The following is a 23,962-nucleotide window of genomic DNA, read 5'->3' as shown; positions in this document are numbered from 1 at the left end:
CTGTAGCAGCCATCCGGTAACATCCTGCAGGCGGGGCGGGCTGAGTAAGTATAATTTTATACATTGTTTCAAAATAACTAGACCTCTTTATGATGAGAAACAGCTTTACCTTGATTTTCCTGCTGCTGGTGTGCTGGGCGACAAGTGCCTCTGCCCAGGGCACCCTCGTAAGCGGCAAAGTAACGGGTGCAGAAGAGGGCATGGCCCTGCCCGGTGTGAGTGTAATCGTAAAAGGCACCACCACAGGCACTTCCACCGATGCCGGCGGCAACTACCAGATCCGGGTGCCGGACAACAACGCTGTTCTGGTTTTCAGGTTCCTCGGCTACCAGCCCAAGGAGGTAACAGTAGGCAGCCAGTCGGAGATTAACGTGAGCCTGAGCACGGATACCGAGCAACTGCAGGAAGTAGTGGTAACGGCTTTGGGTATTTCGCGCGAAAAGAAATCGTTAGGCTATGCGGCGCAGTCGGTTGGGGCGCAGGAGATTACGCGCAACAAGCAACCAAACGTGCTAAACGCGTTGCAGGGCAAGGTGGCCGGCGCGGTTATTTCCAGCACCGGCGGCGCGCCAGGCCAGGGTGCTGATATCCGCATACGCGGCATTAACTCTATTGACGTAAACCGCTCACACCAGCCGCTTTTTGTAATTGACGGCGTGCTGGTAGACAACTCAACTTCCACCTTTGGCGAGGGAGCCGAACTAAGAGGCATGAGCAACAGGCTGGCTGACATCAACCCGAATGACATTGAAAGTATAAATGTGCTGAAAGGTGGCGCGGCTACTGCTTTGTATGGTTTGAGGGGCGTGAACGGGGTAGTGGTAATAACGACCAAGAGCGGACAAAAAGGAGCCCTGCGGGTTAATTTTACCAGCACAGCGGGTATAGAAGAGGTAAACAAGGTACCTGAAATTCAGGATGAGTATACCCAGGGATATAAGGGCGAATACGATCCAGCCAGTTTCTGGCCATCCTGGGGACCAACCGTAGCAGAGGCCCGGCAGTTAGATCCCACCCACCCTGCAGAGTTGTATAACCACTTCCGTGATGCTTACGAAACGGGCTCACAGTTCAGGAACTCCCTGTCTTTCTCCGGCGGAAACGAGGCAATTACGTTCCTGTCGTCCATCTCTCACCTGGATCATAAAGGCATTATACCTTTTACGGATTACCAGAATTTTTCTGCCCGCCTGAATACAGAGGTAAAGTTCAGCGACAAATTTACGACCGGCGCCAACTTTAACTACATCAACTCAGGAGGCAACCGCTATAATGCTGATCGCTACAGCGAAAGCCTGAGCTACTGGTCTCCGCGCTGGGATGTAACAGATTACATAAAACCGGACGGCACCATGAAAACCTACGGAAACAACAACCCTATTTACGGCGCTGCCACCAACCTGCTGGAAGACGACGTAAACAGGTTTATCGGTAGCTTAAATTTTGGTTATACGCCTACTACCTGGTTAAACTTCAACTACCGTATTGGCCTCGACACCTATACCGACGGCCGCACCGCTACAGCGCCTGGCCCCCGCGGATTTGCCGATGAAGTGGTGTATGAAGATAACGGACTCGGCTTTGTAAACCAATACAGCACCAAGTCCAGAACCATCAACTCCACATTTGTAGTTACGTTAAGCTCTGATTTTGGAAGCGACTTCTCCGGAACGCTCCGCCTGGGTCATGAACTATACGACAGGCGCGCCAAGAGCTTTGGTGTGGAAGGCAGTGAACTGGCTATATTCGATTACTTCAATCTGCAGAATGCCAAAATCTTAAACTCCAGACAAAGAGAAGAGGAGTACCGGCTGATGGGCTTTTTCGGAGAAGCGACACTCGATTATAAAGATTTCCTGTTCCTGACTTTAACCGGCAGAAACGATATCACATCTACCCTGATAAGCCCGAACAACTCCCTATTCTATCCTTCAGCCAGTTTGAGCTATGTGTTCTCTGATCACCTGCAACTGCCGGCTTATGTAAACCTTGGTAAGTTCAGAATCTCGTATGCCGGCATTGGTAAAGATGCAGAGCCATACTCTACCTCTTTCGGCTATTCACCTTATACCGGCTTGCCTACAGGCTATACTGGTTTTACAAGAGCTGCCCTGCTGGGCAACAGAGCCCTGCTTCCGGAATATACCAATACCTTTGAGGCCGGCCTTGAGATGCAATTCCTGGATAACCGCCTCGGTTTTGATATCAGCTATTACCGTTCCCTGAGCAAAGACCAGATCATCAACATCGATGTTCCCAGCTCCACAGGCTTTGTAAGAGCTGCCGTAAACTCCGGCACCATGCGCAACAAAGGCATAGAACTGGCGCTGAATGCCACGCCGATCAGATCAACGGACTTCACATGGAACACCAGCCTGGTTTTCTCTGCTAACCGTAACAAAATTCTGACCATCCGCGAAGGCCTCACCGAAATCCCGTACGCTTCGCAGTTCGGCTATCTCGGTTCCACTGTCACCATGAAGCTGATACCGGGCGAATCTTTTGGTAACATTTATGGCACCTACTACAAACGCTATTATGGATCAGACGAGGAAGATCCAATGCATATCGACGAATCCAGACCGCTTCTGATTGGCGAAGACGGCTTCCCCATCCGATCCGCTACTTCTGATCAGAAGATTTTGGGCAACTCGCAACCGGACTGGATTGGCGGCCTGACCAACACCTTTACGTATAAGGACTTCAGCCTCTCCGGCTTAATTGATGCCCGCGTAGGACAGGAGAAGTATAACCAGATGGGTAATTTCTTCTCAGCATTCGGTATTGCCGAATATACCGAGAACCGCGATGAAGTTATTGTTTTTGACGGCGTACTGGCAGACGGAACACCTAACACAAAGCCTGTTTATTTAGGGCAGGGCATCGGCCCGGATGGTGTGGATTACGGCGATGGCTTTTACCGCAACATTCACCGCGGCGTGTCAGAGAACTTTGTGGAAGATGCCTCTTGGGTGCGCCTGCGCTCCCTGACGCTCAGCTACAACCTGCCAAGCAGATGGTTTGAAGATATTTTTATCAAAAACACCTCTGTATCGCTCACCGGCAACAACCTGTGGCTTTCCACCAAGTATTCGGGCTACGATCCGGAAAACAGTTCTTCCCCGAGCGGTAGCAACGTGGATGGGTTTGCCGGTTTTACTTACCCGGCTGTCAGAAGTTATTTGTTCACCCTGAATGTTGGATTTTAATTTGAACGAAGTATGAAAAAGATACGCAGCTATACCCTTGCCCTTATCCTGATAACGGGGGCCATGATGAGCTTACAGAGTTGTAAGGACTATTTTGACCTGGATGAGAATCCCAACCTGGTTACGAACCCACCGTTAAACGCTTTGCTGTCCACTACTACACAGAAAACGGCCCTCAACAGCCAGCGTGTCGCGGCTGTTACCTCCTACTTTGTGCAGTACCTGGCCAACCCGTCTGCCGGCAGCGCCACGGATACGTACCAGGTGTCTGATTACACCAGTATCTGGGATAATTTATACCTGGCGATGGCCGATATTTATGACATGAAGCAAAAGGCCCAGGAAGAAGGTGCCAGCCAGTATGTGGGCGTTGCCGATGTGCTGATGGCCTATAACCTGAGCCTTGTAACCGATATGTTTGGTGATGCACCCTACTCCGAAGCCTTTAACGGCAGCACACTCACGCCCAAATTCGACACGCAGGAAGAACTGTACCAGGAAACGGTGAGACTGCTGGACGAGGCCATTGCAGAATTGAATAAACCAGACTCTAAACTGACGCTTGATCCGGACAACGACCTGATACATGGCGGTAGTGTAGAAAACTGGATAAAGACAGCTTATGCGCTTAAAGCAAGATTTCTGAACAAGATAAGCAAGACAACAGCCTACAATCCGCAGGATGTGCTGGCTGCCGTTGATCAGGCTTATACCTCCAATGCTGACAACGCACAGATGAGCGTTTTTGCAGCACGAAATCCATGGGCCGCTATTGCGCTGAGTAACACCCAACTGGTACTCGGCGGATGGCTTTCCACGCAATTAGTAGAACACCTGGATGGCACTACGTATGGCGTATTTGACCCGCGCATTGCCAAAATCACAGATAAAACCGTTAATGGCGATTACAAAGGCACTCCGAACGGCACAGGCAACGTGGGCCCGGCCAACAACACCGTCAGAGACGAGTCTTACATCTCTCAGAACTCTCCTTTAACCGGCGACCTGTCGCCACTGGTTATCATCTCTTATGCCGAGGTTAAATTTATTGAGGCAGAGGCGGCTTTCCGGGCAGGTAACCTGGATCGCGCTTATGCAGCTTACCTTGAGGGCATCAGGGCAAGTATGGAGCAACTGGAAGTAGCGCCGGCTGAACGCGATGCTTATCTGTCGAACCCGGCCGTGGCGGTTGGCGCGCAAAACCTTACGCTCGATTTGATTTTCAAAGAAAAGTATATCGCCACCTACCTGAATCCCGAAGCCTGGAACGATGCCAGACGCTATGATTACCAGTATGCGAATTTCACCTTGCCCGAAGGCGCCGCGCTGCCGACCTTTATCCGCCGGGTAGCTTACCCGCAGGGAGAATCAAGCAAGAACGGCGCTAACGTGCCTGCTGTGTCATCACTGGCCGACCGGCTTTGGTGGGATGTAGAGTAACACATCATTACATTAAACCAAAAAGCCCCTGCAGTTTGCGCTGCAGGGGCTTTTTGGTTTAATCAATCCTGACCTTGCAGTGTGCGCAGCTCCTGCAAGTATCTGGGCTATGCAGCAGAATCTATAGCGCAAGCGGACGCATATGCTATAAGATCAACATTTTAACTCTCTAACTCTCCAGACGCTCGCAGGAGCTGCGCACACTGCGAGGTCTTTGGGATGCTGCTACAACTGCTTTAGCCAAACTTCCCATACTTACTACCGCTTAAACTTGCTTAAATCCGGCTTATACTTGCGTTCTCTTCCGAGCTCATACTTGTAGATAATCTCCCCTATTTCTTTGAAGAACGGATAACCGATTGTATCGTAATCATACTTGTCATCGTTCAGCACGCCATCGCTGTTCACGTAAATAACGGCCGAAAGCATAAACTCAACCTCGTTTTTCAGATCAGCAATGTAAGCGGCATCCGTCAGGAAACCGTACGACCAGCCGGGCTTGTTATAGATGCGGATATACTCCGGTATCTTGCTCTTATCAGCTTTATACATAAAGAATTTGGTATAGCTGTCGAAAAACTCGGTGGTATCATACTTCGGAAAATTACTCTCGAACGGCAGCTTGGGCATGTTTTCATACAGAAAAGCATAATCCTCCGGACTCAGGTCAAAGCGCTGCTGTGCCGACACCGATTCCGGGAACAGCACTGACTGCAGCATCTGCCGCAGATCGTCCAGTGGCAGGTTGTTGTGCGTGGTGAAGTCCATCGGCTCCTGAATCAGCTGCTCCTCCCAATTGTAATAAGCCTTCCCGATATGAACGGCTTTGCTGAAGTCGAATGTAACATTGCTGCGTGCTGCCGGCTGGGTGTACAATACTTTTCCGTCCTGCACAAAACGGATGGGGTTGGTATGGCGGTTTTCCTCTTCCGACATGGGCGTAAAGCGGCGCGTGATGCGCACATCTTTATAGCCTTTCTGCCACAGCTTCTCATTGAGTGTTTGCTGTCCTACAAATTCATACAGGCGGTTGTAGGCATCGTTGTCGCTTACCAGAAATACTTTTTTGATGTAATGTGCAATGGATGGCAAACCGTTTTCAGCAGTAGAATCAGCCAATACCGCTGTTTGCTTACTGAAAGCGCTGTCGGTGAGCATAGGCGTATACTTATCGATGCCTTTGTCTGTTAAGCTGTTTAACTTTTCGAGGGCCAGCAGCGCAGTTGGCAATTTTACGGTAGAGGCGGGATTGAAATACCTGTTGCGATCTACGTTCAGGTAATAGTTTTTAAAATGCGTCCGGTTGTTTTTATCGCGATTGATGCGGGTATAAATAATCTGGTACTGAAAAGTATCGGGCTTGTTGAGTATGTTTTGCAGCAGCGGCGAAGCCTGCGCATGCAGCAGTTCTTCGAGCCAGCGGCTGTCTTTTTGCTGCGCCGAAGCAGAAGCGTATGTCGCGCCAAGTATAAGGCAGGTGAGCATCAGGAAAGGGAAATTCATAGTATGAAGCATTAAAATTGTAGGCTTGAGGTGTAGCCTGGCATTTAAGGTACAGCACTTTTACAATATCTGCAATATCTCCCGGTTTTCGGGTTTGTTCATGCGCTGCCATACTCCCGTTCGCCACCAAAGTATACTTGGGTTTCAACCAGCTTTTTCTTATCTTTTCCTGACCATACTTGCTGTGCTGCCGGTAAGCAGGCATGTACGCGTTCATCCATACTTATAGCATCATACCTGCGCCGCGCTGCAAAGAAGCAGCGCACCCGGCTTCAACAAAACAGAACTGAATGAAAACAGCGAAACTCTTACCCGTGCTGGCTACGCTCCTGCTCCATGGCACCTTTGTATGGGCGCAGGATTACAAAAAACTGCACCAGGAAGCCATTGTAGTTGACACGCACAATGATGTGCTGATAAACGTGATGGAAGGCCTCGACATAGCAGACGACCTGACCGGCAAGACGCACTCTGACCTGGCACGGTTTAAAGAAGGCGGCGTGGATGTGCAGGTTTTCTCTGTCTGGAGCGAGGGCAGCCTGGGCAAAGGCCGTGAGTTTAAATATGCGCTTGCACAAATCGACTCATTGTATGCCCTTGCGGCCCGCAACCCGGATAAGATGCAGGTAGTAACCACGCCCGCCGGATTGATGGCAGCAGTGAAGCAAAAAAAGCTGGCGGCCATGATCGGGGTGGAAGGCGGCCACATGATAGAAGATAACCTGGCTTACCTCGACAGCCTGTATGCACTTGGCACGCGCTACATGACGCTTACCTGGAACAATTCTACCTCCTGGGCCTCGTCGGCCAAAGACGAAGCAGAAGGCACCGTGCCCAACGCGAAGAAAGGACTAAATGACTTTGGTAAACAAGTGGTGCGCCGGATGAATAAACTGGGCATGATGGTGGACCTGAGCCATGTGGGCGAGCAGACCTTCTGGGATGCTATCCAAACCACTACCAAACCCGTGCTGGTGTCGCATAGCTGTGTGCATGCCATAAACCCGCATTTCAGGAACCTGACGGACGCACAAATAAAAGCCGTAGGTAAAAACGGCGGCGTAATCGATCTGAACTTTTTCTCCGGTTTCCTGGACAGTGGTTTCGATAAGCGCCAGGCGCAGTTTATGGCCAGGCACAAGCCGGAACTGGATTCCTTGAAACAACTTAACTGGTCTTCCGATGCCAGAACGGCATGGCTGACAAAGCAATATCCCCGGGAGGCTACCCAGGTGCGTCCGCCGCTATCGCTGCTGCTCGATCACCTGGATCATATTGTGCGGCTGGTTGGCGTAGATCATGTGGGGCTTGGCTCCGACTTCGACGGCATCTCCTCCACACCGCAGCAACTGGATGATGTAACGGACTTCCCGCTCATCACGAAGGAACTCCTGGCTAGGGGCTACAGCAAAACGGACATCGAAAAGATTTTAGGCGGCAACTTTATCCGGGTATTTAAAGCAAATGCCGGCTCCTGATTCCAGAGGTAAGACTTTGGAAAAGGTCTAAAACTTTGATTTACCGGGTTAATCGTGAAGTATGATTTGGAGGGTGCGTAAAGTATAGCCTCCGGCTGGTGTGAGTGCGAGAAGGATGCTTTCAGGACGATAAAATAGTTTAAATTATTCTGTACCTATACTTATATTTGAAGATATCTCTAACCCTGACATAATGCTAAAGGAAGAACGGCAGGCTTTCATCATCAAGCAAATAAACCTGCACAACAAAGTGCTTTCCTCAGATCTGAGCACACAGCTTAATGTATCGGAAGATACCATCCGCAGGGATTTGCATGAACTGGCCGAAAGTGGCAAAATTCTGAAAGTACACGGCGGTGCTTTGTCGCGGTCGTTCCACTATCCTTTCCAGCAAAGCGAAGTATACGCCAAAGACTCTAAAAAGGAAATAGCCCGGAAAGTTATTCAGTTGCTGCACGACGATATGTTTGTGCTGGTAGGCGGTGGCACCACGATGATAGAGGTGGCACGTATGCTCCCCGACAGCCTGAAATGTACTTTTTTTACCGTAAGTCCTTTGGTGGCGCTCGAACTGGCCGAACGCCCCAATGTTGATGTTATACTTATAGGAGGCCAGTTGTCGAAGAGTTCCCATATAAACTATGGCGCACAGGTAATTAACCAGCTTTCTGAGATTCGGGTAGATCTGTGCATTTTAGGAACAAACGGGCTTTCACTGGCCGATGGCATGACGGATTCGGATTGGGAAGTAGTGCAGGTGAAAAAAGCCATGCTGAAATCTGCCAGGAAAACAGCCGTTATGAGCATTGCCGAAAAGCTTGACTCGATCCAGAACATGAAAGTCTGCAACCTGAACGCCATCCATTACCTCGTTACCGATCTGAAACCCGGCAGCGCCGCGCTGAAGGAATATGCCAAAGCTGTTACTGTACTTTAACCGTTCGCCACCCTTCCCCTAAAAACCTACAATAGGGACACAAAATGAAAAGTAAATTTTATACCGCAAGTTTCCAACTTGTGGTGGAAATGAAGCCGGCTTTTAACTGGCGTAAGTATGAATCCGGTTTGAAAACAATTTACGCCAGTTAAAAACTGGCCTCATAATAGCTCCAAGTCACAGACTTGAAACATAAATGGACTTATGTCCTAATCGTAGTTTTAGGGATGGGGTAAAAGCCAGCGTTACAGCGGTTATTTTGAGGTCGACATTACCTTGTCGGTAGCCTTCCAGCGCGTTACTTCGCCTCTGTTGGGTTTACTGGTGATCAGCAGGCAGAGGAACGTAATCAAACCATTCACTACGATCAGTTCAAAGCCCATCATGTAGCCAATCCAGGTCAGCGAATAACTGTCTATGATATAGGTAATGGCCGGGGAAAGCAGGCAGATAAACGGCACCAGCCTGTCTGTAACAATGCGTTTGCTTATCATACCAAAAGTAAACAGGCCCAGCAGCGGCCCATACGTATAACCGGCTGCTTTGAAAATTGCGTTCACCACGGAGTCGTCGTTAATTATCCGGAAAACCAGTATCACCAGCAGCATCACCACCGAAAAAGCTACGTGCACGATGTGCCGGGTACGAACCAGCCGGCGATCATTCTGATCTTCTTTCTTCTCGAAATTGAGGAAGTCGATGCAAAAGGAAGTTGTCAAAGCGGTCAGCGCCGAATCGGTAGTGGCGAAGGTAGCGGCCGTTAACCCGAGCATAAACACCACGGCCGGCACAACATTCAGGTAGTTTAAAGCAATCTCTGGGAACAGGTAATCGGGTGTGCGCAGGGCGGCCACGTTGATTTGGTTAGCATCGGCATACTGGTAAAGCAGGGCGCCCACACTCAGGAAAAAGATGTTGATGCACACAAACACAACCGTAAAAGTGAGCATGTTTTTCTGGGCTTCTCCAATGTTTTTGCAGCTCAGGTTTTTCTGCATCAAATCCTGATCAAGGCCCGTCATGGCTATGGTAACAAAAATGCCGCCCAGAAACTGCTTGAGAAAGTGGTTCTTGCTGCCGATGAAATCCTCCCAGAAAAATATTTTAGAATAGGAGCTGTTTTTGACTGCCTCAAAGGTTCCCATCAGATCCAGATTCAGGCTATCAGCAATAAACCAGATAGACAGCAGCACTGACGAGAGCAGGAAAACAGTCTGGAGCGTATCGGTGATAACGATGGTTTTAAGTCCGCCCTTGTAAGTATAGCACCAGATAAGTATAAGACAGATGGCTACTGTAACGCCAAAAGGCACCTGCCAGGCATCAAAAATAAACTTTTGCAGCACAATGGCCACCAGGTATAGCCTGAAAGCAGAGCCGATAATGCGGGAAACCAGAAAGATCATCGCCCCTGATTTGTAACTCCAGAACCCCATGCGCCGCTCCAGGTAAGTATAAATCGAGATCAGGTTCATGCGGTAATACAGGGGCAGCAGCACCGTGGCTATGAGCACAAAACCTACCGCATTGCCGAGCACAAACTGGAAGTAGCCGAAGCTGTTGTTGCTCACGGCACCCGGCACTGAAATAAACGTAACTCCCGACAAGGCAGTGCCAATCATGCCGAAAGCCACGAAGTACCACTTTGAATTCCGGTTGGCGATAAAGAAGGTGGAGTTGTCGGATGCCCCTCTCGAAGTCAGGCGGGAAATACCTATCAGCACAGCAAAATAACCTACCAGAAATAACAGAAGAACAATGGGTGGCATACGCTTTATGTATCAGAATATGAGTTAAAACAAAGTATAGAGGCATCGCTGCGCTTAGTCATACTTCATTCTAAGATTGATTTACAAGTTGTAATTTACTGGCTGTAGAACCCAGGTTAGGATGCTATAAAGTAACCCACACTGCTTTTGCTGGTGCGAGCTTGCAGCTCGTACTTTTTATTTTTAAGTACCCTTGTCTCAAAGCTAATTTAGAACGAGCTGCAAGCTCGCTCTAGCATAAGACAGCGGCGATAGCTATAATCTATTGATGCAAGCCTAATCAGGACGATATCATCACGCTTTCTATGGCTTTGCGCACATTGCCATACTTATCTAAAAGTGCAGTGGCCGTTTGCTCATCCTTTCCTGTCTCGGCCATAATAATCCGGACACCACGGTGATAGAGCTTGTGGTTGCTGAGCTGCATGTCTACCATTTTGTTTCCTTTCACCTTGCCCAGCTGTATCATTACCGTGGTTGTGAGCATATTCAGTACGAGCTTCTGCGCGGTGCCGGATTTCATGCGCGTTGAGCCGGACAGAAATTCAGGTCCTACCACCACTTCTACCGGGTACTTTGCCTCGGCAGCTACCAGACTGCCGGCATTGCAGACCACGCACCCCGTCACAATGCCATGTTTGTTGGCCATCCGCAGCCCGCCGATAACGTAGGGCGTGGTGCCCGAAGCAGCGAGGCCTACTACCACATCCTGGTCGCTTATGTTATACACCTGCAAATCTTTCCAGGCCTGCTCCATGTCGTCTTCAGCAAATTCCACGGCTTTGCGGATAGCGCCATCCCCTCCTGCTATCAGGCCCACCACCCTGTCAAAAGGCACGCCAAAAGTAGGCGGGCATTCCGAAGCATCCAGCACACCCAGGCGGCCACTGGTACCGGCGCCAATATAAAACAGGCGGCCGCCTGCTTTCATCTTCTCCGCCGTTATCTCTGCCAGTTGCTCTATCTGCGGAATCACTTTCTCCACGGCAAGCGGAACAGTTTTATCTTCATTGTTGATGTTCTCCAGGATCTCCCTGACAGACATCTTCTCGAGATCGTTATAATTTGAATCTCTTTCAGTAACTATTTCCATTTCTATGTGATTTCTTTTGCTGTTGTCCAGCATTCTTCCAACTATTTATACGGCACCTTTATTTCTGTCGCCGGCTACTTCTCGGGGTGATAGCGTAAACATGCTATCCTGCCATCCATGGTACTGACCACTACTTCGTTTTTCCCGGACGGCATCACGGGGTTCATCAGGCTGTTCGATATCTTATGCTGCCAGAGTACTTCTCCACTTTCTCTATCCACGGCGCTGGCCATACCTGAATGAGAGGGCACGTATACCACGCCCCTGCTTTCTACAATAGCCGACGGCGCCAACTCGTAAGGAAGTTGCAGCTTTGCTTTCCAGTCCAGTTGCATTGTGTCGGCGGCAGTGGAAACGCCGTACAACTCGCCATCCATTGTTTTTACGTATACCAGCGCTCCGTCGGCTGACAAGCCCATTGATTCGCGCACGCGTATGTCGTCCATTTTTTTACGCCATATAACCTGCCCTGTTGCAGCATCCAGCGAAGTCATATAGCGGTCGGGCGCTACAATAAAAACATGGCCATCCACAGCAACCGGGTAGCAGGCAGCCGGCGAAAACATGCGGTTAGCCGAACCGTTGTTCCACTTCCAGGCCAGCTTGCCTGTTTGCGTATCCAGCGCGTAAAAATCATCCCCCCAGCTGCCGAAGTATACTTTATCCTGGTAGATCAGCGGCCTGGTTACCACAAAGCCTTTTACCTGGTCAAAGTCCCACTTCACTTTGCCGGATTTCAGATCCAGTGCCCTGAAATGCCCGTCGGAACCGCCGATGTATGCTACTTTGCCGTGGATAACGGGCGAGCCGAGTACCGGCTTCTGCGTGGTTGTTTTCCAGGCTAGCTTTCCACTGGAAGCTTTGAGGCCGTAAATGCTGTTGTCGGAGGAGCCAACTACCACGTAGCCGTTGGCTACAGCCGGGGTGGAATATATTTTGCCACCCGTTTTAAACAGCCACTCCCGCCGGCCGGTTTTCCTGTTCAGCGCGTAAACTTCGCCTTTTGTATTGGTGGCGATGACAAGGTTTTTATACGTTGCGGTGCCTGCTCCTACATCGCTGTCGTCCTGGTACGTCCATACCACTTCTACCTGGTCATACTTCTTGTTCACAGCAAACGACGGCCTGGCATACGTCGTTTTATCCCGATCAAAATGATGATTGACCAGCGCAACTTTTGCCCAGACAGGCAACGTTTGTACCTGCGGCCTGCGCACGGCAAAGCTGGCGGTATCGTGGGCTATGGTTACAATGTTGTAGCCGCCCAGGCTGTCTTTTGCCCGCAGGTTAGAGCGGCTCATAATACCCGGTATTCCTTCAAAATCATACTTATGGTTGGCATGCCCGTGCCCGCACATTATTAACTGCACGTTGCGTTGTTTTACCAGATCGATGGCCTCGTACCAGTTGTTCTGCGCCGAATCCTGCGGATAATGGTTCAGGTAAATCACAGGCATCTGCGGATCTTCCATATTGGTCAGCACCGAATCGAGCCATACCATGTTTTCACGCGGCACTTGTCCCGGCCCCATGCGCATGTTTGGGCCCGAGCTGGTGCCGGCAAACAGGTAACCGTTGTAAGTAAAGGCAAATGTCTCTGCGCCAAACACTTTCCGGAAAGTATTGCTGCCGCTCTCCGACCAGTTGGCATCGTGGTTACCGGCAATAACATGCCACGGCTTGTTTAGCCCATCCAGTATCTGCTTTGCCTGTGCCAGTTCTGCATCAGATCCAAACTCAGTGATATCACCTGTGATTACCACAAAACGCAGCGAATCGTTGGCATTAATATCCTGCACGGTACGTTGCAAATCTTCGGCGGCTGTGTTGCCGCCGATGTGGGTATCAGTTACAAAAGCAAAGCTAAACGTTTGCGCTATACTTGCAAAAGGCGCAAGCAAAGCAACCAGGAGCCATAATAAAGTATAAGTTATTCTCATTATCATCAGAGGTATCTTTTCCCGGAATAAGAACGCTTGCAGGCGCTCACCTACGCTGCATCTATGCCGATGCTTTGCCCGCAAAAGCCAGGATGCGGTTTTATGCGGCATACTTACCACCGCTAAGTATAAATTTCTTCTTCCGGCACGCTAAATCTACAAATAAATTCTAAATAAGCATTTTTTATGTACTGCAATTTCAAGTATAACACGCATAAAAACGCAGAGGTCTGAAGCAGCAGTATCGGTATTACCTGGTAATCAACCCCGCTTTATCTGTTCCAACGCAAAACTAATTTCATGCATAAGCCGCTTTCCCTTCTTAAGCCGGCAGCATATACCAGAGCGATGCATAAATGTTATGTATGGCTGCAGTTCAGGGGCCATCCACAACAACCGGAAATTACTACTTTTTTGTTTGTACCTCCTCCAACGCATCATGTTCCCTGGCTGCCAGCAGGTAAACCAGCGAGGCTGTGCCATCCATCGTTGGCTCGTTGGTGCTGTAGTCACCGTAATCGTCATGGTATACTACCAGGCCTGACTGGAAAGGGGCATATTCATCAGGATGATACAAGGTAATCCCTTTCAGGTTATTAAAGATGCTCCCGTACACGGGCCCGTCTACCAGGCCGCCATCTACCGGGTAAGTATACAGGTGTGTGAAAGCGGAGTGCGGATCGACAGGTGTATCGCCGGTAGCGGGCAGGCCATACACCATGCTGGTGCCCCACGGGTTGCAGCCAAATAGCCAATCGAAGTTCGCCTGCTCCAGTTCGGCAAAAGTATCATCGTTGCTGAGCTGCCGGTACAGATGGCACTGAATGGCAAAGGAGGTTGTCAGGTTGTTGGAGCACCAGATGAAAGGGATGCCGCGGTAAAAAGCATTTTGTTTTCCTTTAGCAAATACGCGCGCTATACCTTGTTTGTAAAAGCTGATTAATTGTGATCTGGTTTTTGCATCGGCTTTATTGGCCAGTTCGTAATGGCCGAAATTATGGAAGGGATACCACTGGTAATGCCGGGCGGTATCGGCGCCCATCCAGGGCGTTACTTTTTCCTGCAAGCCATACTTGTAAGCCTGTTCAAAATAGTTTTGGTCACCGTTCAGCTGGTAAAGCGCCGCGGCGCCCAGTTCCATATCATCTAACCAATTATCTTCCTCGTAAAAGTAGGGCGCTCCATTCGGGGCCGTCTGGCTGACACCAGGTTTTGCCAAACCCAGTTTATAAGCGGATAAGGCTTTACGGGTAAACAGGCGGGCTAAAGAGTCGTTGGTGGAAGTATACATCTGAGCAGCCAGGGCAAAAGCGCTGGCAAATTTACCTGCCGTAGAGGCCACGCCTGTCGCCCTGTTTTTATACTTGCCCAAACCCTGCGGCTCGCCTGTGGCGAAGTATACGGGCCTTGCCCCGCCTTTGCCCATGCCATAATCCACACTGTCCAGCGTAGGCAGGCGCATGCCCTGGTGATCCCGATCATCGGCCAGCTGGTTGAACAGCCAGTCTTCGCGCGGGTGCATTTTCAGGAGCCAGCTGAGGCCCCATCGTGCTTCGTCCAGTACATCGGCTACGCTGTTGGTTCCTGCCAGCCCGTTGGCCAGGTGCTCGTCCGTAAACACATCCGGAAAATCGCGGTAAGCAGCCAGCAGATGATAGGTGGCATTGGCAGAAGTGGTGCTGTACTGCAAATAGTCAGACGCATCGTGCCAGCCCCCCGACACATCGATAAGCGTGCTGTCGGGCATCGGGCCATACATGGTATAGCCGTCGGATGTATGGCAGGAGTCTTTTAAGTAGGGGTTGAAGCCGCTGCGCTGCTGCCGCATGTAGCGTAAGGCAAAGTCGGCAGCGCCCTTGTATACATCCGGCGCTATTTTAAAAACGGGCGACGTAACTGTTCCGGCCCGCAGATAGTAGCTGCCCGGCTTGTTAAAACCCGTGAAATTAAGCCTGTAAGATTCCTGGAACGGTCCGTAAGCGCCAAAGGCTTCCCCTGCTTTGCCTTTAAAAACAGCTTTGCTGGTTCCGGCATCCACCAGCTCAAAACTGCTGAGGTGGCCATCATCTTTACTTGCCCACACGGCCACTTTAATGCCTGCAGGCGTATAACCCAGTTGGTTGATGCGTATCCAGGCTGCCGCATCTTTATTTAAAGTATGCGACGCACATCCGGGTAAAAGAAGAATGCCGGCAATGAATAGAAGCAATCTTATCGCCATCATTCCTTTTTTATATATCTTCTGCATCAGGTATAGTTACATAAAAAGTATAAACCCTGCAACTGGTGCGCATGCCAGTTTATTTAATTTTTTTAATTAACGCGTTTGCCGTTGTGCTTTCGTTTTTAAGCCTGTCGATGGTTGTTACCACGTAGCGGTAGGTATGGCCAGGCGCCATGCCCTCGTCTGTAAAAGAGGTAAGTGTATGGTCGAAGCTTATTTTTATGATGTTGGCCGGGTTGTGCAGGGCAAGTGGTTCGTTGTCCGCAAAGCGATAGATCACATAGCCATATACCTGGCTGCTGTCACTTTCCTTTGGGCTGTCCCATTCCAGCCTGGTTTTCTTATTCGAGTTGAAAAACAAAAACTTTTTCTCGCGCAGGTTCTGCGGCGCAGGTGGTGGCACACTGTCCAGCCACGTCATCACGGGTGGCAGGGCCGGATATTGGTAGAAATTATATTGTAGCGAATCGCGGAAACCAGCCAGGTTATCGGTCAGCGATTTGGAGCTGAAAAACACGCTGCCCTGTACACTGGGATTGTGGCGCAGGTAGCGCATCTGGTTAGGCAATTGCTGCTTGTCGCGCCAGCCTTCGCGGTCTTCCATAGCGCGGTATACGGCCTGGCCTATGTATAAATGCTTCCCGTAAGCGTTGGTACTCCACCAGTCAACCAGCTTTTCATAAGGCGCAGCCGGATAATAAAACGGAAAGTATACCTGCGGATTTACATAATCCACCCAGCCTTGCTGCGCCCACTTACGGGCATCGGCAAACAGAGCGCTGTAGCCCGACAAGCCGTTGCTTTCGGAGCCCCTGGGGTCCTGCGCTTTGTTGCGCCAGATACCAAAAGGGCTGATGCCAAACTTTACATAGCTTTTTTCAGCGTGTATGCTGTCCGACAAAGTATGAATAAGCGTATCGACATTGTTCCGGCGCCAGTCGTCAATATCCGCAAATTCCTGCCCGTATAGTTGATAAGTAGCAGAATCCGGCAGCGGTTCTTTGCCAGGATAAGGATAAAAATAGTCATCGAAGTGCACGCCGTCGATGTCATAGTTACGCACCACATCCATAATTACCTGTATGATGTATTGCCTTACTTCAGGCAGGCCGGGATTAAAGTACTTTTTACCGCCATAGGTAAAAAACCATTCGGGATGCGTGCGCGTGATGTGGGTGGCACTGGTATGGGAATTATCCAGATCGTTGGTAGCACGGTAAGGGTTAAACCAGGCGTGCAGTTCCATACCGCGCTTGTGGGCTTCAAGTATAGCAAAATCCAGCGGATCGTAAAACGGATTAGGGGCCTGGCCCTGTTTGCCCGTCAGGAACATGCTCCATTCCTCCCGCCCTCTGGCATAAAAAGCATCGGCTGAGGGACGAATTTGTAGCATAATGGCGTTTATACCTGTTTGCTGATGTTCGTCCAGCAGCTGTACCAATTCCTGCTTCTGCTGGTCTGACGTGACGCCGGCTACCGGTTTAGATGGCCAGTCGATGTTCTGCACCGTGGCTACCCAGACACCCCTGAACTCCCGTTTCGGAGCAAGTGCCTGCTGTTGTGCCTGTAGTAGGGTTGTGGTAAAAAGAAGGGCAATAAGGAAAGTATAACTTTTATACATCGTCAGCAACTGCGTAAGCGGGATTAAAAAAGCCCTCCAGGTTTTCGCCAGTGGAGGGCTTTTTATTAAAAAATCAAGTATTACCAACCTGGGTTCTGTACCAGCTCGGCACCATTGTCTTTGTACAGCTGAATCTGATCCAGCGGCAGTGGTTCCAGGTAAACTTTAGGATCTACAAACCGCCTCAGCGACTCTGCTTTGGTAGCCGGTATGATATACCCCTCTGTTCCATCCGTTAGCTCTACACTGGCATTAAGACCAGGATAGTCAGCTTTTTTGATCCAGGCGCCGCGGTTGATATCAGGATTTTCTTCAACATCGGTATTATCCAGTTCTTTCCACCTCCTGAGATCATCCAGCCTGAGTCCTTCCATCATCAGTTCTACCCGGCGTTCGCGGCGGATTTCCCAGATAACAGGGAGGATAGCCTGATCCCGTGCAGGATCATCGTATACCACACCACCAACCGCAGGCTGATCGCCAACCACCTGCAATGCCGGCATGTTGATGCCGGGCCTGGTACGAAGTACATTAATCGATTTGTCTAAATCTGCGTTGGTTAAGGCCGGGCCGCCTATTGTGCCCAGCTCGGCAGCAGCCTCGGCATAATTCATCAGAACTTCGCCATAACGGATTACGGGCGCATCAGTCGGGTTCAGGTTAGAGCTTCCTTCAGGCGTATTCGCAATCGCCTCGTTCAGGAATTTATGCGTAGCATACCCGGAAGAGGAATAATTACTGGCAATACCGTTCAGTCGCAATTCATCTGACACAAAGGTTTCGGTGATACGCGGATCGCGGTTGGCCATCACATTTTCTATCCCATGATCTCCCTGGTACAGCGGAGAAACAGCAATAGGCAGGCCATCTGAAGCCAAATAAGCCTCAATAGCATCTTTGGACGGGCCGGACTGCGGCTCCTTGTTGTTGTAGCTGTTTAAGGCATGTGTAAGTATGCCGGGCTCATACTCTCTGTAAAGTATAACTTCGGGGTTGCCGGCCAGGTTAAGTGAACTAAATACTTCTCTGTAATCGCCTAACGAATACTTACCCGAGCTTATCAGTTGTTCGGCTGCCCACTTAGACGCCTCGAGGTACTCGGCTGCCTTGGCCATGTTACCTTCGTGGTATTTCTGCCAGGTACCTTCAAACAAAAATACGCGCGACATAAATGCCAGTACGACATCTCTGTTTACCGTCAGCCCTTTGGCGCCATCCTGTTCCCGCACATTTTCGGCGGCATATTTAAAATCGGCCAATACGTTGTCCATCACCAACGTGCGGGGATCGCGGGGTTTGTACAGCTGTTCCATATCCGCTTCGGTCAGTTCCGTATCATACCAGGGCACATCTCCGAAGGTGCTTACCAGGTCCGAATACTCCATGCCACGGAAAAAACGGCCGATACCGGTCCAGTGTGCTTTGGCTTCGTCGCTCATCGGCACATCCTGCACCCGATCTAAAAAGATATTGGCTTTTCTCACCCAGGCAAAGGACCAGCCGCCACCTGAAGTTGGCACGTTCTGCGTAAACTGTGCCGGGTTAGAAGGAGCAAAGTTGTCGTTTAAGGCCTGGCCTGAAAAGTAATTTCCCCAGGCATAGCCGGAGCCGTAACCTGTAAAGTACGCCGGATAAAAGCCATATGAAAAAGTTCTTACGTTCTCTTCACTTGTCCAATAGGTTTCATCTGTCAGTTTATCTATCGGAGGTGTATCCAGGAAATCTTTTTCGCAAGCACTTAAAGCAAGCGAAAAGAAAAGGATTGCAATTATTTTAGTTTTCATTTCTGTCTTGATTTATACATTAAAAAGTTGCCTGCAGTCCACAGGAAAACGTTCTGCGATAAGGATAAACCCGGCCAAAGGTATTCGAATCATTCAGACCGGCCTGGGTATAATCTACCTCAGGATCAATCGGAATATCCAGGTTATCGAACTCAAACAGGTTCTCGCCGCTGAAGTACACGCGCAGCCTATCGATTTTCACTTTGTTGCTTATGCTGCCAGGCAGTGTATAGCCCACTGTCACATTCTTCATGCGCATGTATGCCAGGTTCAGCAGGTATTTTGTCTGTGGCAGAAAGTTCTTCGCATTATTAGCCGTTGCTGCTCCCTCCGCATCTGTTGGCCGTGGATAATAGGCATTCGGGTTTTCCGGCGTCCAGTAATCGAGCTGATGTGCATACCATGCTTCGCCGGCTCTGTATCCAGGTATAAAGAGAGGCCCGTTTGCCCACATGTCGCGCTTGCCTACGCCCTGCACAAAAAAGCTCAGGTCAACACCTTTCCAGTCGGCGGCCATGCGTAAGCCATACTGGTAGTGCGGCGTAGAATTGCCGATCACCTTCATGTCACCGTGATCAGCCACAGTCTGGGCGCCACGATCGATCTTGCCGTCGCCGTTCAGGTCTTTATACTTGATATCACCCGGGCCATAGAAAAACCAGCCACTCTCGAAGTATGATTGGTCCGCAATGCCATCTTTCAGTACATACTTTCCGTTGTCGAGCACCAGATTGCCATCGGCATCCTGCACAAAATCATCATTTGTAAAGAAGCGATCTGTCTCAAATCCCCAGATGTCGCCAATCACCCGGCCAGGGCGGTTCTCGAGTAAACCTTTGTTATCAGCATACTCCACAATCTTTTCTTCAAAATCCGTGAGTGTTCCGGTTACGCTAAAGTTGATGCCATTGCCGAAGGTGTGGTTGAAATCAACTGCCAGTTCCCAGCCTGTGTTCTGCAACTCACCGCTGTTGCGTATAGGAAATCCTGTACCAAATGTACCAGGCAGTACAAGCCCTTCGCTGTGCATGTTTTTGGTGGCTCTTCTATACCAGTCAAAAGTTACGCCGACTTTATCGTTCAGGAACCTGGAATCAAGCCCGAAGTCAATGGTGTTAATGGTTTCCCAGGTAAGGCCTGCCGGAAAAGCGCCCGGCGTAGCAGCCGTCACCACGTTCACGCCACCAATCAGCCAGCCCGATGAATAGGACGACATCAGGCGATAGATATCACCCAGGCGGGAGTTAGGATTCCCGATAGATCCCCAGGAGCCTCTTAACTTCAGGAACGACAGCACAGGTTTGGTTGCCTCCATAAAAGGCTCCTCGCTGATAACATACCCGGCGGACATGGACGGGAAAAAGGCCCATTTCTGGTTGGGCGACAGGCGGGAAGATCCGTCGTATCTTCCGTTCAGTTCCAACAAATACTTATCTTTGTACGAGTAATTTAAACGGGCAAAAGCACCCAGGTTAGCCCACTTGTCACGGGCACCGTCTACAAACTGGTCTCCGGTTGCCAGGTCTATTTCGCCTCTGTCCGGGTCCATCAGGTTGCGCTTCTGAGACATCTGGTACCAGTAGTCGTACACTTCCGCATCCCCGCCGGCAATTACTTTAAAGGAGTGGTCGTTCAGGTCTTTCTCGTAGGTGGCAAAAACTTTCCCTACACTTCTGTTACTCCACTCAGAATTATACTGAACCCTGTTGTAAGAAGCGCTGCTATACGGCTCATACTTTAAATCGGCACCGGTAGCCCAGAAATTGTAAGCTGATAACACGCCGCCTGTCTGGTGCTCATGTCCTTCGTTGCGGGTATAAGTATAATCCGCATCTATGGTTAGCCCCTCAAAAGGCCGCAAGGTACCGCCCACATTAATGCGTGCCATCCCGTTATCTTCCTGATTCATTTTGGCCTGCTGCACTTCAGTGATGGCACTGCGGAACGGGTGGCCCTCATAAGTACCGTAAGGATACACGGCAGGCCACCTGTAGAGATAATACCAGGGATCATAGGTTTCGCTGGAGAAGTAGAAAGGCCGGGTATACTCCGTTTTAGAATACATCACTTTAGCCCGTACATCAAACCAATCCGTTACAGTTGTATTCACCCCTACGTTGAGGCTGTATCTGTCAAAATTATCCGGATTCACTTTCAGGACACCCTCCTGCCCCAGATAACCCAGGCCAAGATAATAGTTGGTTTTCTCGCTGCCGCCGGATACAGAAACATCATGTTTTTGCTGCGGCGTCCATTCTCTCATATACATTTTTCCGGGGCTCCAGGGGCGATAGAAGAACAGTTTGTTTTCCCTGATCTCAAAATCACGTCCCAATACCATCTCGTTACCCAAATCCTGTCCGCCGTATAGTGCTTCCCATTCACGCATCTTATCAATAGACGTCTGGTCGATGTACATACCTACTACCCCAAACACGTTGGTATTTGGATTCTTCCGTTGCAAAGCTTTAAAGGCCATTTCCGCTCCTTCGGCGGCCGGTGCTATTTCCGGGGTTGTTGTCGGCGTGCTCCAGGAAAAGTTGTTTGAGTAAGATACTTTAACAGGCGAGCTTCTCTTTCCCGTTTTAGTGGTAATCAGGATAACGCCCCAGGCACCTCTGGCACCATAAATTGAAGAAGATGCGGCATCTTTCAGCACCGAGATAGATTCAATGTCTTCGGGGTTAACCATCTGAAGGCTTGGAATCTCCACGTTATCTACCAATATCAGCGGCTGTGCGCCCGGGTTTCTCAACGTGCCCGTCATACCTCTCAGGCGGATGTTAGGATTTTGCCCGATGGCGCCACTGGAGGTCGTTACCGTTAAGCCCGGCGTGGTACCCTGCAGGCCACGCGCCACATCCGTGATAGGTCTGGAGTCCAGTACTTTGGTGTCAACTGTACTTACAGCGCCGGTCAGATTTGCCCTTTTCTGCGTTCCGTAACCTACCACCACCACTTCTTCGAGGGCTTTGGCGTCAGGTGCCAGCGCCACGTCAATGGTATTGGCATCACCCACGGTCTGCTCCTGGGGCATCATTCCGATAAAGCTGAACACCAGCACATCGCCCGGCGCCGCCTGAATAGCATAAGTACCATCAGCACCTGCAGACACCCCATTGGTGGTGCCCTTCACGACTATGCTTACACCTGGCAGCGCCGTGCCATCCTCGGCAGAAGTTACCGTTCCGGTAATTGTTTTGCTCTGGGCAAAACCGGCCTGCGCTATCATCAAGCACAGGGCCAACATCGTAAACCGTAATAATATTTTCATAAAGTTTAACTGATAGAATGTAAGATATATTAGCGTTGAATGTAAAAATCAGGGGTAAAGCAGGTACTTGCCGCGCATTACTTTAAACTGGCTCAAGCCGGGCTCCCAGCTCCTGCGAATCTCTTCTTCCGGTACACCGGCAATTATCTGCTCTTTGAGCTGCGTGGTGCCGGCCAGTTTATCAAAGTTGCCCATCTGTTTGCTTTGCGTATAGTCGAAGAACTTTTCTTTGTGTGGATAGGCCTGGTACATTTCCATCAGCCAGCTTAAGTTCAGCTGTCCGCTCTGCCGCAATTTATCGGTATCATACCTGCGCAGGTCTAAGCCATAACAGGCCTGGTCCTGGTACAGCGGGGTTTCGCTCATTCCTTTGATACTGACAGGCGTGAAGGAGAAATCATACTTGCCTTTCAGCGCAGGGCTGCCTAATACGGTAAACGGAAAGTGTGTACCCCGCCCCTGGCTGATAACGGTTCCCTCGAACAGGCACAGAGATGGGTATAGCAAAACAGACTGCTGCGTATTCAGGTTAGGCGATGGGCTTACGGGCAAAGTATAGGGCATGTCGTGCGCATAGTTCTTCACCTTTATGATTTTGATCTGGCACTTCCGGTTATTCTCAAGCCAGCCTTCGCCATTAATCATTTGGGCAAATTCCCCTACTGTCATGCCGTGGGCAATGGGTATGGGGTGCATGCCGATGCCCGATTTCAGGCTCATATCCAATATGGGGCCGTCTACCAGGTACCCGTTCGGGTTGGGCCTGTCCAGGATCAGGAGTTCTTTGCCATTGTCGGCGCAGGCCTGCATGACGCGGTGCATGGTAGCGATGTAAGTATAAAACCTTGCGCCTACGTCCTGGATATCGAATATCATGAGGTCAATATTGGCGAGGCTCTCTTTAGATGGAGTGCTGTTTTTGCCATACAGCGAAATGACCTTAATGCCGGTTTTCGGATCTATGCTATCGTCTACTTTAACCCCTGCGCTGGCATCGCCACGGAAGCCATGCTCGGGACCAAATATTTTTACAATGTTAACGCCAAGCGCCTGCAGACTGTCTACGCTGGGGGTATTTCCGATAATGGATGTCGGGTTTACTACCATGCCCACGCGTTTCCCTTTCAGGTAAGGCAGATACTCCGCTGTCTGGTCGGCACCGGCTACGATAGAGTTGCTTTCAGGAAGAATGGTATCATTTCTCTCCTCTGCAAGGGCACTTTTGGCCTGTAGTGACTGCTTACAGGCACTCAGGCTTAAGGCAAAAAGCGCGACCGGTAGCCAGACACCTAACAAAGCCTTTGTCTTAAAATGATGCTTATTCATATCAAAAAATATTTATACATCCGTTTTTACCCGTAAGGCCTGCTGGTTTATGCTGTCCTTTCATACTATCTGCACAGCGGCTGCGGACCAAGTATCGCAAATCCTGGCCCTATACCTTAGGTGCATTCTCAGCCTTTAAAGCTTCCCCAGCTACTTAAAATGCCGGATTTTACCAATCATGAAAGCAATAACATGCATGAAAACGCACCTAGGCAAAAGGCAAAAAGTGTTTACTTACTTAATTTCAGGTTAAAATAAGGAAGAATTATTTTTAAAGCCTAACGTTTATGCTTATTATTTTTTGAAAGATGCACAAACCAGCATAGCAATATAAAACTATTACATTATAAGATTGAGATGTTCC

14 protein-coding genes are annotated in these 23,962 nt (G+C 49.9%); 4 read left to right on the top strand and 10 right to left on the bottom strand.

Going from position 1 to position 23,962, the window contains the following annotated elements; all coding sequences use genetic code 11:
• Window positions 1-89: 89 nt before the first annotated feature.
• Both I2I11_RS01540 and I2I11_RS01535 read left to right on the top strand, forming a co-directional pair.
• Complete coding sequence (locus I2I11_RS01540) at window positions 90-3,209, top strand: SusC/RagA family TonB-linked outer membrane protein (RefSeq protein WP_230679823.1); 3,120 nt, start codon at window positions 90-92, stop codon at window positions 3,207-3,209.
• A 12-nt stretch (window positions 3,210-3,221) separates the two neighbouring features.
• Window positions 3,222-4,649: a SusD/RagB family nutrient-binding outer membrane lipoprotein gene (locus tag I2I11_RS01535; protein ID WP_196265900.1), complete on the top strand. Its 1,428-nt coding sequence runs from the start codon at window positions 3,222-3,224 to the stop codon at window positions 4,647-4,649.
• 258 nt (window positions 4,650-4,907) lie between these two features.
• On the opposite strand, the gene I2I11_RS01530 is transcribed toward I2I11_RS01535, so the two are convergent.
• Window positions 4,908-6,152, bottom strand: coding sequence for a serine hydrolase (locus tag I2I11_RS01530; RefSeq protein WP_196265899.1), 1,245 nt, complete (start codon window positions 6,150-6,152; stop codon window positions 4,908-4,910).
• Between the two features lie 98 nt (window positions 6,153-6,250).
• Window positions 6,251-6,373 (bottom strand): hypothetical protein, encoded by a 123-nt coding sequence (locus I2I11_RS21390; protein WP_255531331.1) that lies wholly within the window; start codon window positions 6,371-6,373, stop codon window positions 6,251-6,253.
• Window positions 6,374-6,442: 69 nt separating this feature from the next.
• Here I2I11_RS21390 and I2I11_RS01525 point away from each other — a divergent pair, with 69 nt between their 5' ends.
• Entirely contained in the window at window positions 6,443-7,630 is a 1,188-nt protein-coding gene (locus I2I11_RS01525) for a dipeptidase (protein WP_196265898.1), read from the top strand.
• 193 nt (window positions 7,631-7,823) lie between these two features.
• Entirely contained in the window at window positions 7,824-8,567 is a 744-nt protein-coding gene (locus tag I2I11_RS01520) for a DeoR/GlpR family DNA-binding transcription regulator (RefSeq protein WP_196265897.1), read from the top strand.
• 254 nt (window positions 8,568-8,821) lie between these two features.
• Here the strand turns inward: I2I11_RS01520 and I2I11_RS01515 are convergent, their stop codons facing one another.
• The 8 genes from I2I11_RS01515 to I2I11_RS01480 all read right to left on the bottom strand — a co-directional run bounded on the left by I2I11_RS01515 (window position 8,822) and on the right by I2I11_RS01480 (window position 23,598).
• Window positions 8,822-10,336: a sodium:solute symporter gene (locus tag I2I11_RS01515; RefSeq protein ID WP_196265896.1), complete on the bottom strand. Its 1,515-nt coding sequence runs from the start codon at window positions 10,334-10,336 to the stop codon at window positions 8,822-8,824.
• Between the two features lie 280 nt (window positions 10,337-10,616).
• Window positions 10,617-11,462 carry an N-acetylmuramic acid 6-phosphate etherase gene (gene murQ, locus I2I11_RS01510; protein WP_196265895.1) on the bottom strand — a complete coding sequence of 282 codons (846 nt, stop codon included), beginning with the start codon at window positions 11,460-11,462 and terminating at the stop codon, window positions 10,617-10,619.
• Between the two features lie 41 nt (window positions 11,463-11,503).
• Entirely contained in the window at window positions 11,504-13,375 is a 1,872-nt protein-coding gene (locus I2I11_RS01505; protein WP_230679821.1) for an outer membrane protein assembly factor BamB family protein, read from the bottom strand.
• Window positions 13,376-13,775: 400 nt separating this feature from the next.
• Window positions 13,776-15,617 carry a glycoside hydrolase family 9 protein gene (locus I2I11_RS01500; RefSeq protein ID WP_230679820.1) on the bottom strand — a complete coding sequence of 614 codons (1,842 nt, stop codon included), beginning with the start codon at window positions 15,615-15,617 and terminating at the stop codon, window positions 13,776-13,778.
• A gap of 52 nt (window positions 15,618-15,669) precedes the next feature.
• Window positions 15,670-17,214, bottom strand: coding sequence for a glycoside hydrolase family 10-like protein (locus I2I11_RS01495; protein ID WP_196265894.1), 1,545 nt, complete (start codon window positions 17,212-17,214; stop codon window positions 15,670-15,672).
• A gap of 80 nt (window positions 17,215-17,294) precedes the next feature.
• The gene (locus tag I2I11_RS01490) at window positions 17,295-18,998 is read right to left on the bottom strand and encodes a RagB/SusD family nutrient uptake outer membrane protein (RefSeq protein ID WP_196265893.1); all 1,704 of its coding nucleotides are present in this window, start codon (window positions 18,996-18,998) and stop codon (window positions 17,295-17,297) included.
• Window positions 18,999-19,017: 19 nt separating this feature from the next.
• Window positions 19,018-22,272, bottom strand: coding sequence for a SusC/RagA family TonB-linked outer membrane protein (locus tag I2I11_RS01485; protein WP_196265892.1), 3,255 nt, complete (start codon window positions 22,270-22,272; stop codon window positions 19,018-19,020).
• A gap of 48 nt (window positions 22,273-22,320) precedes the next feature.
• Window positions 22,321-23,598 (bottom strand): exo-beta-N-acetylmuramidase NamZ family protein, encoded by a 1,278-nt coding sequence (locus I2I11_RS01480; RefSeq protein ID WP_196265891.1) that lies wholly within the window; start codon window positions 23,596-23,598, stop codon window positions 22,321-22,323.
• Between the last annotated feature and the right edge of the window lie 364 nt (window positions 23,599-23,962).

Origin of the sequence: Pontibacter rufus, assembly GCF_015694705.1 — a bacterium.
Lineage (GTDB): Bacteria > Bacteroidota > Bacteroidia > Cytophagales > Hymenobacteraceae > Pontibacter > Pontibacter rufus.
Note: the sequence above shows the minus strand (reverse complement) of the source record. Positions and strands in the feature narration are given on the sequence as shown.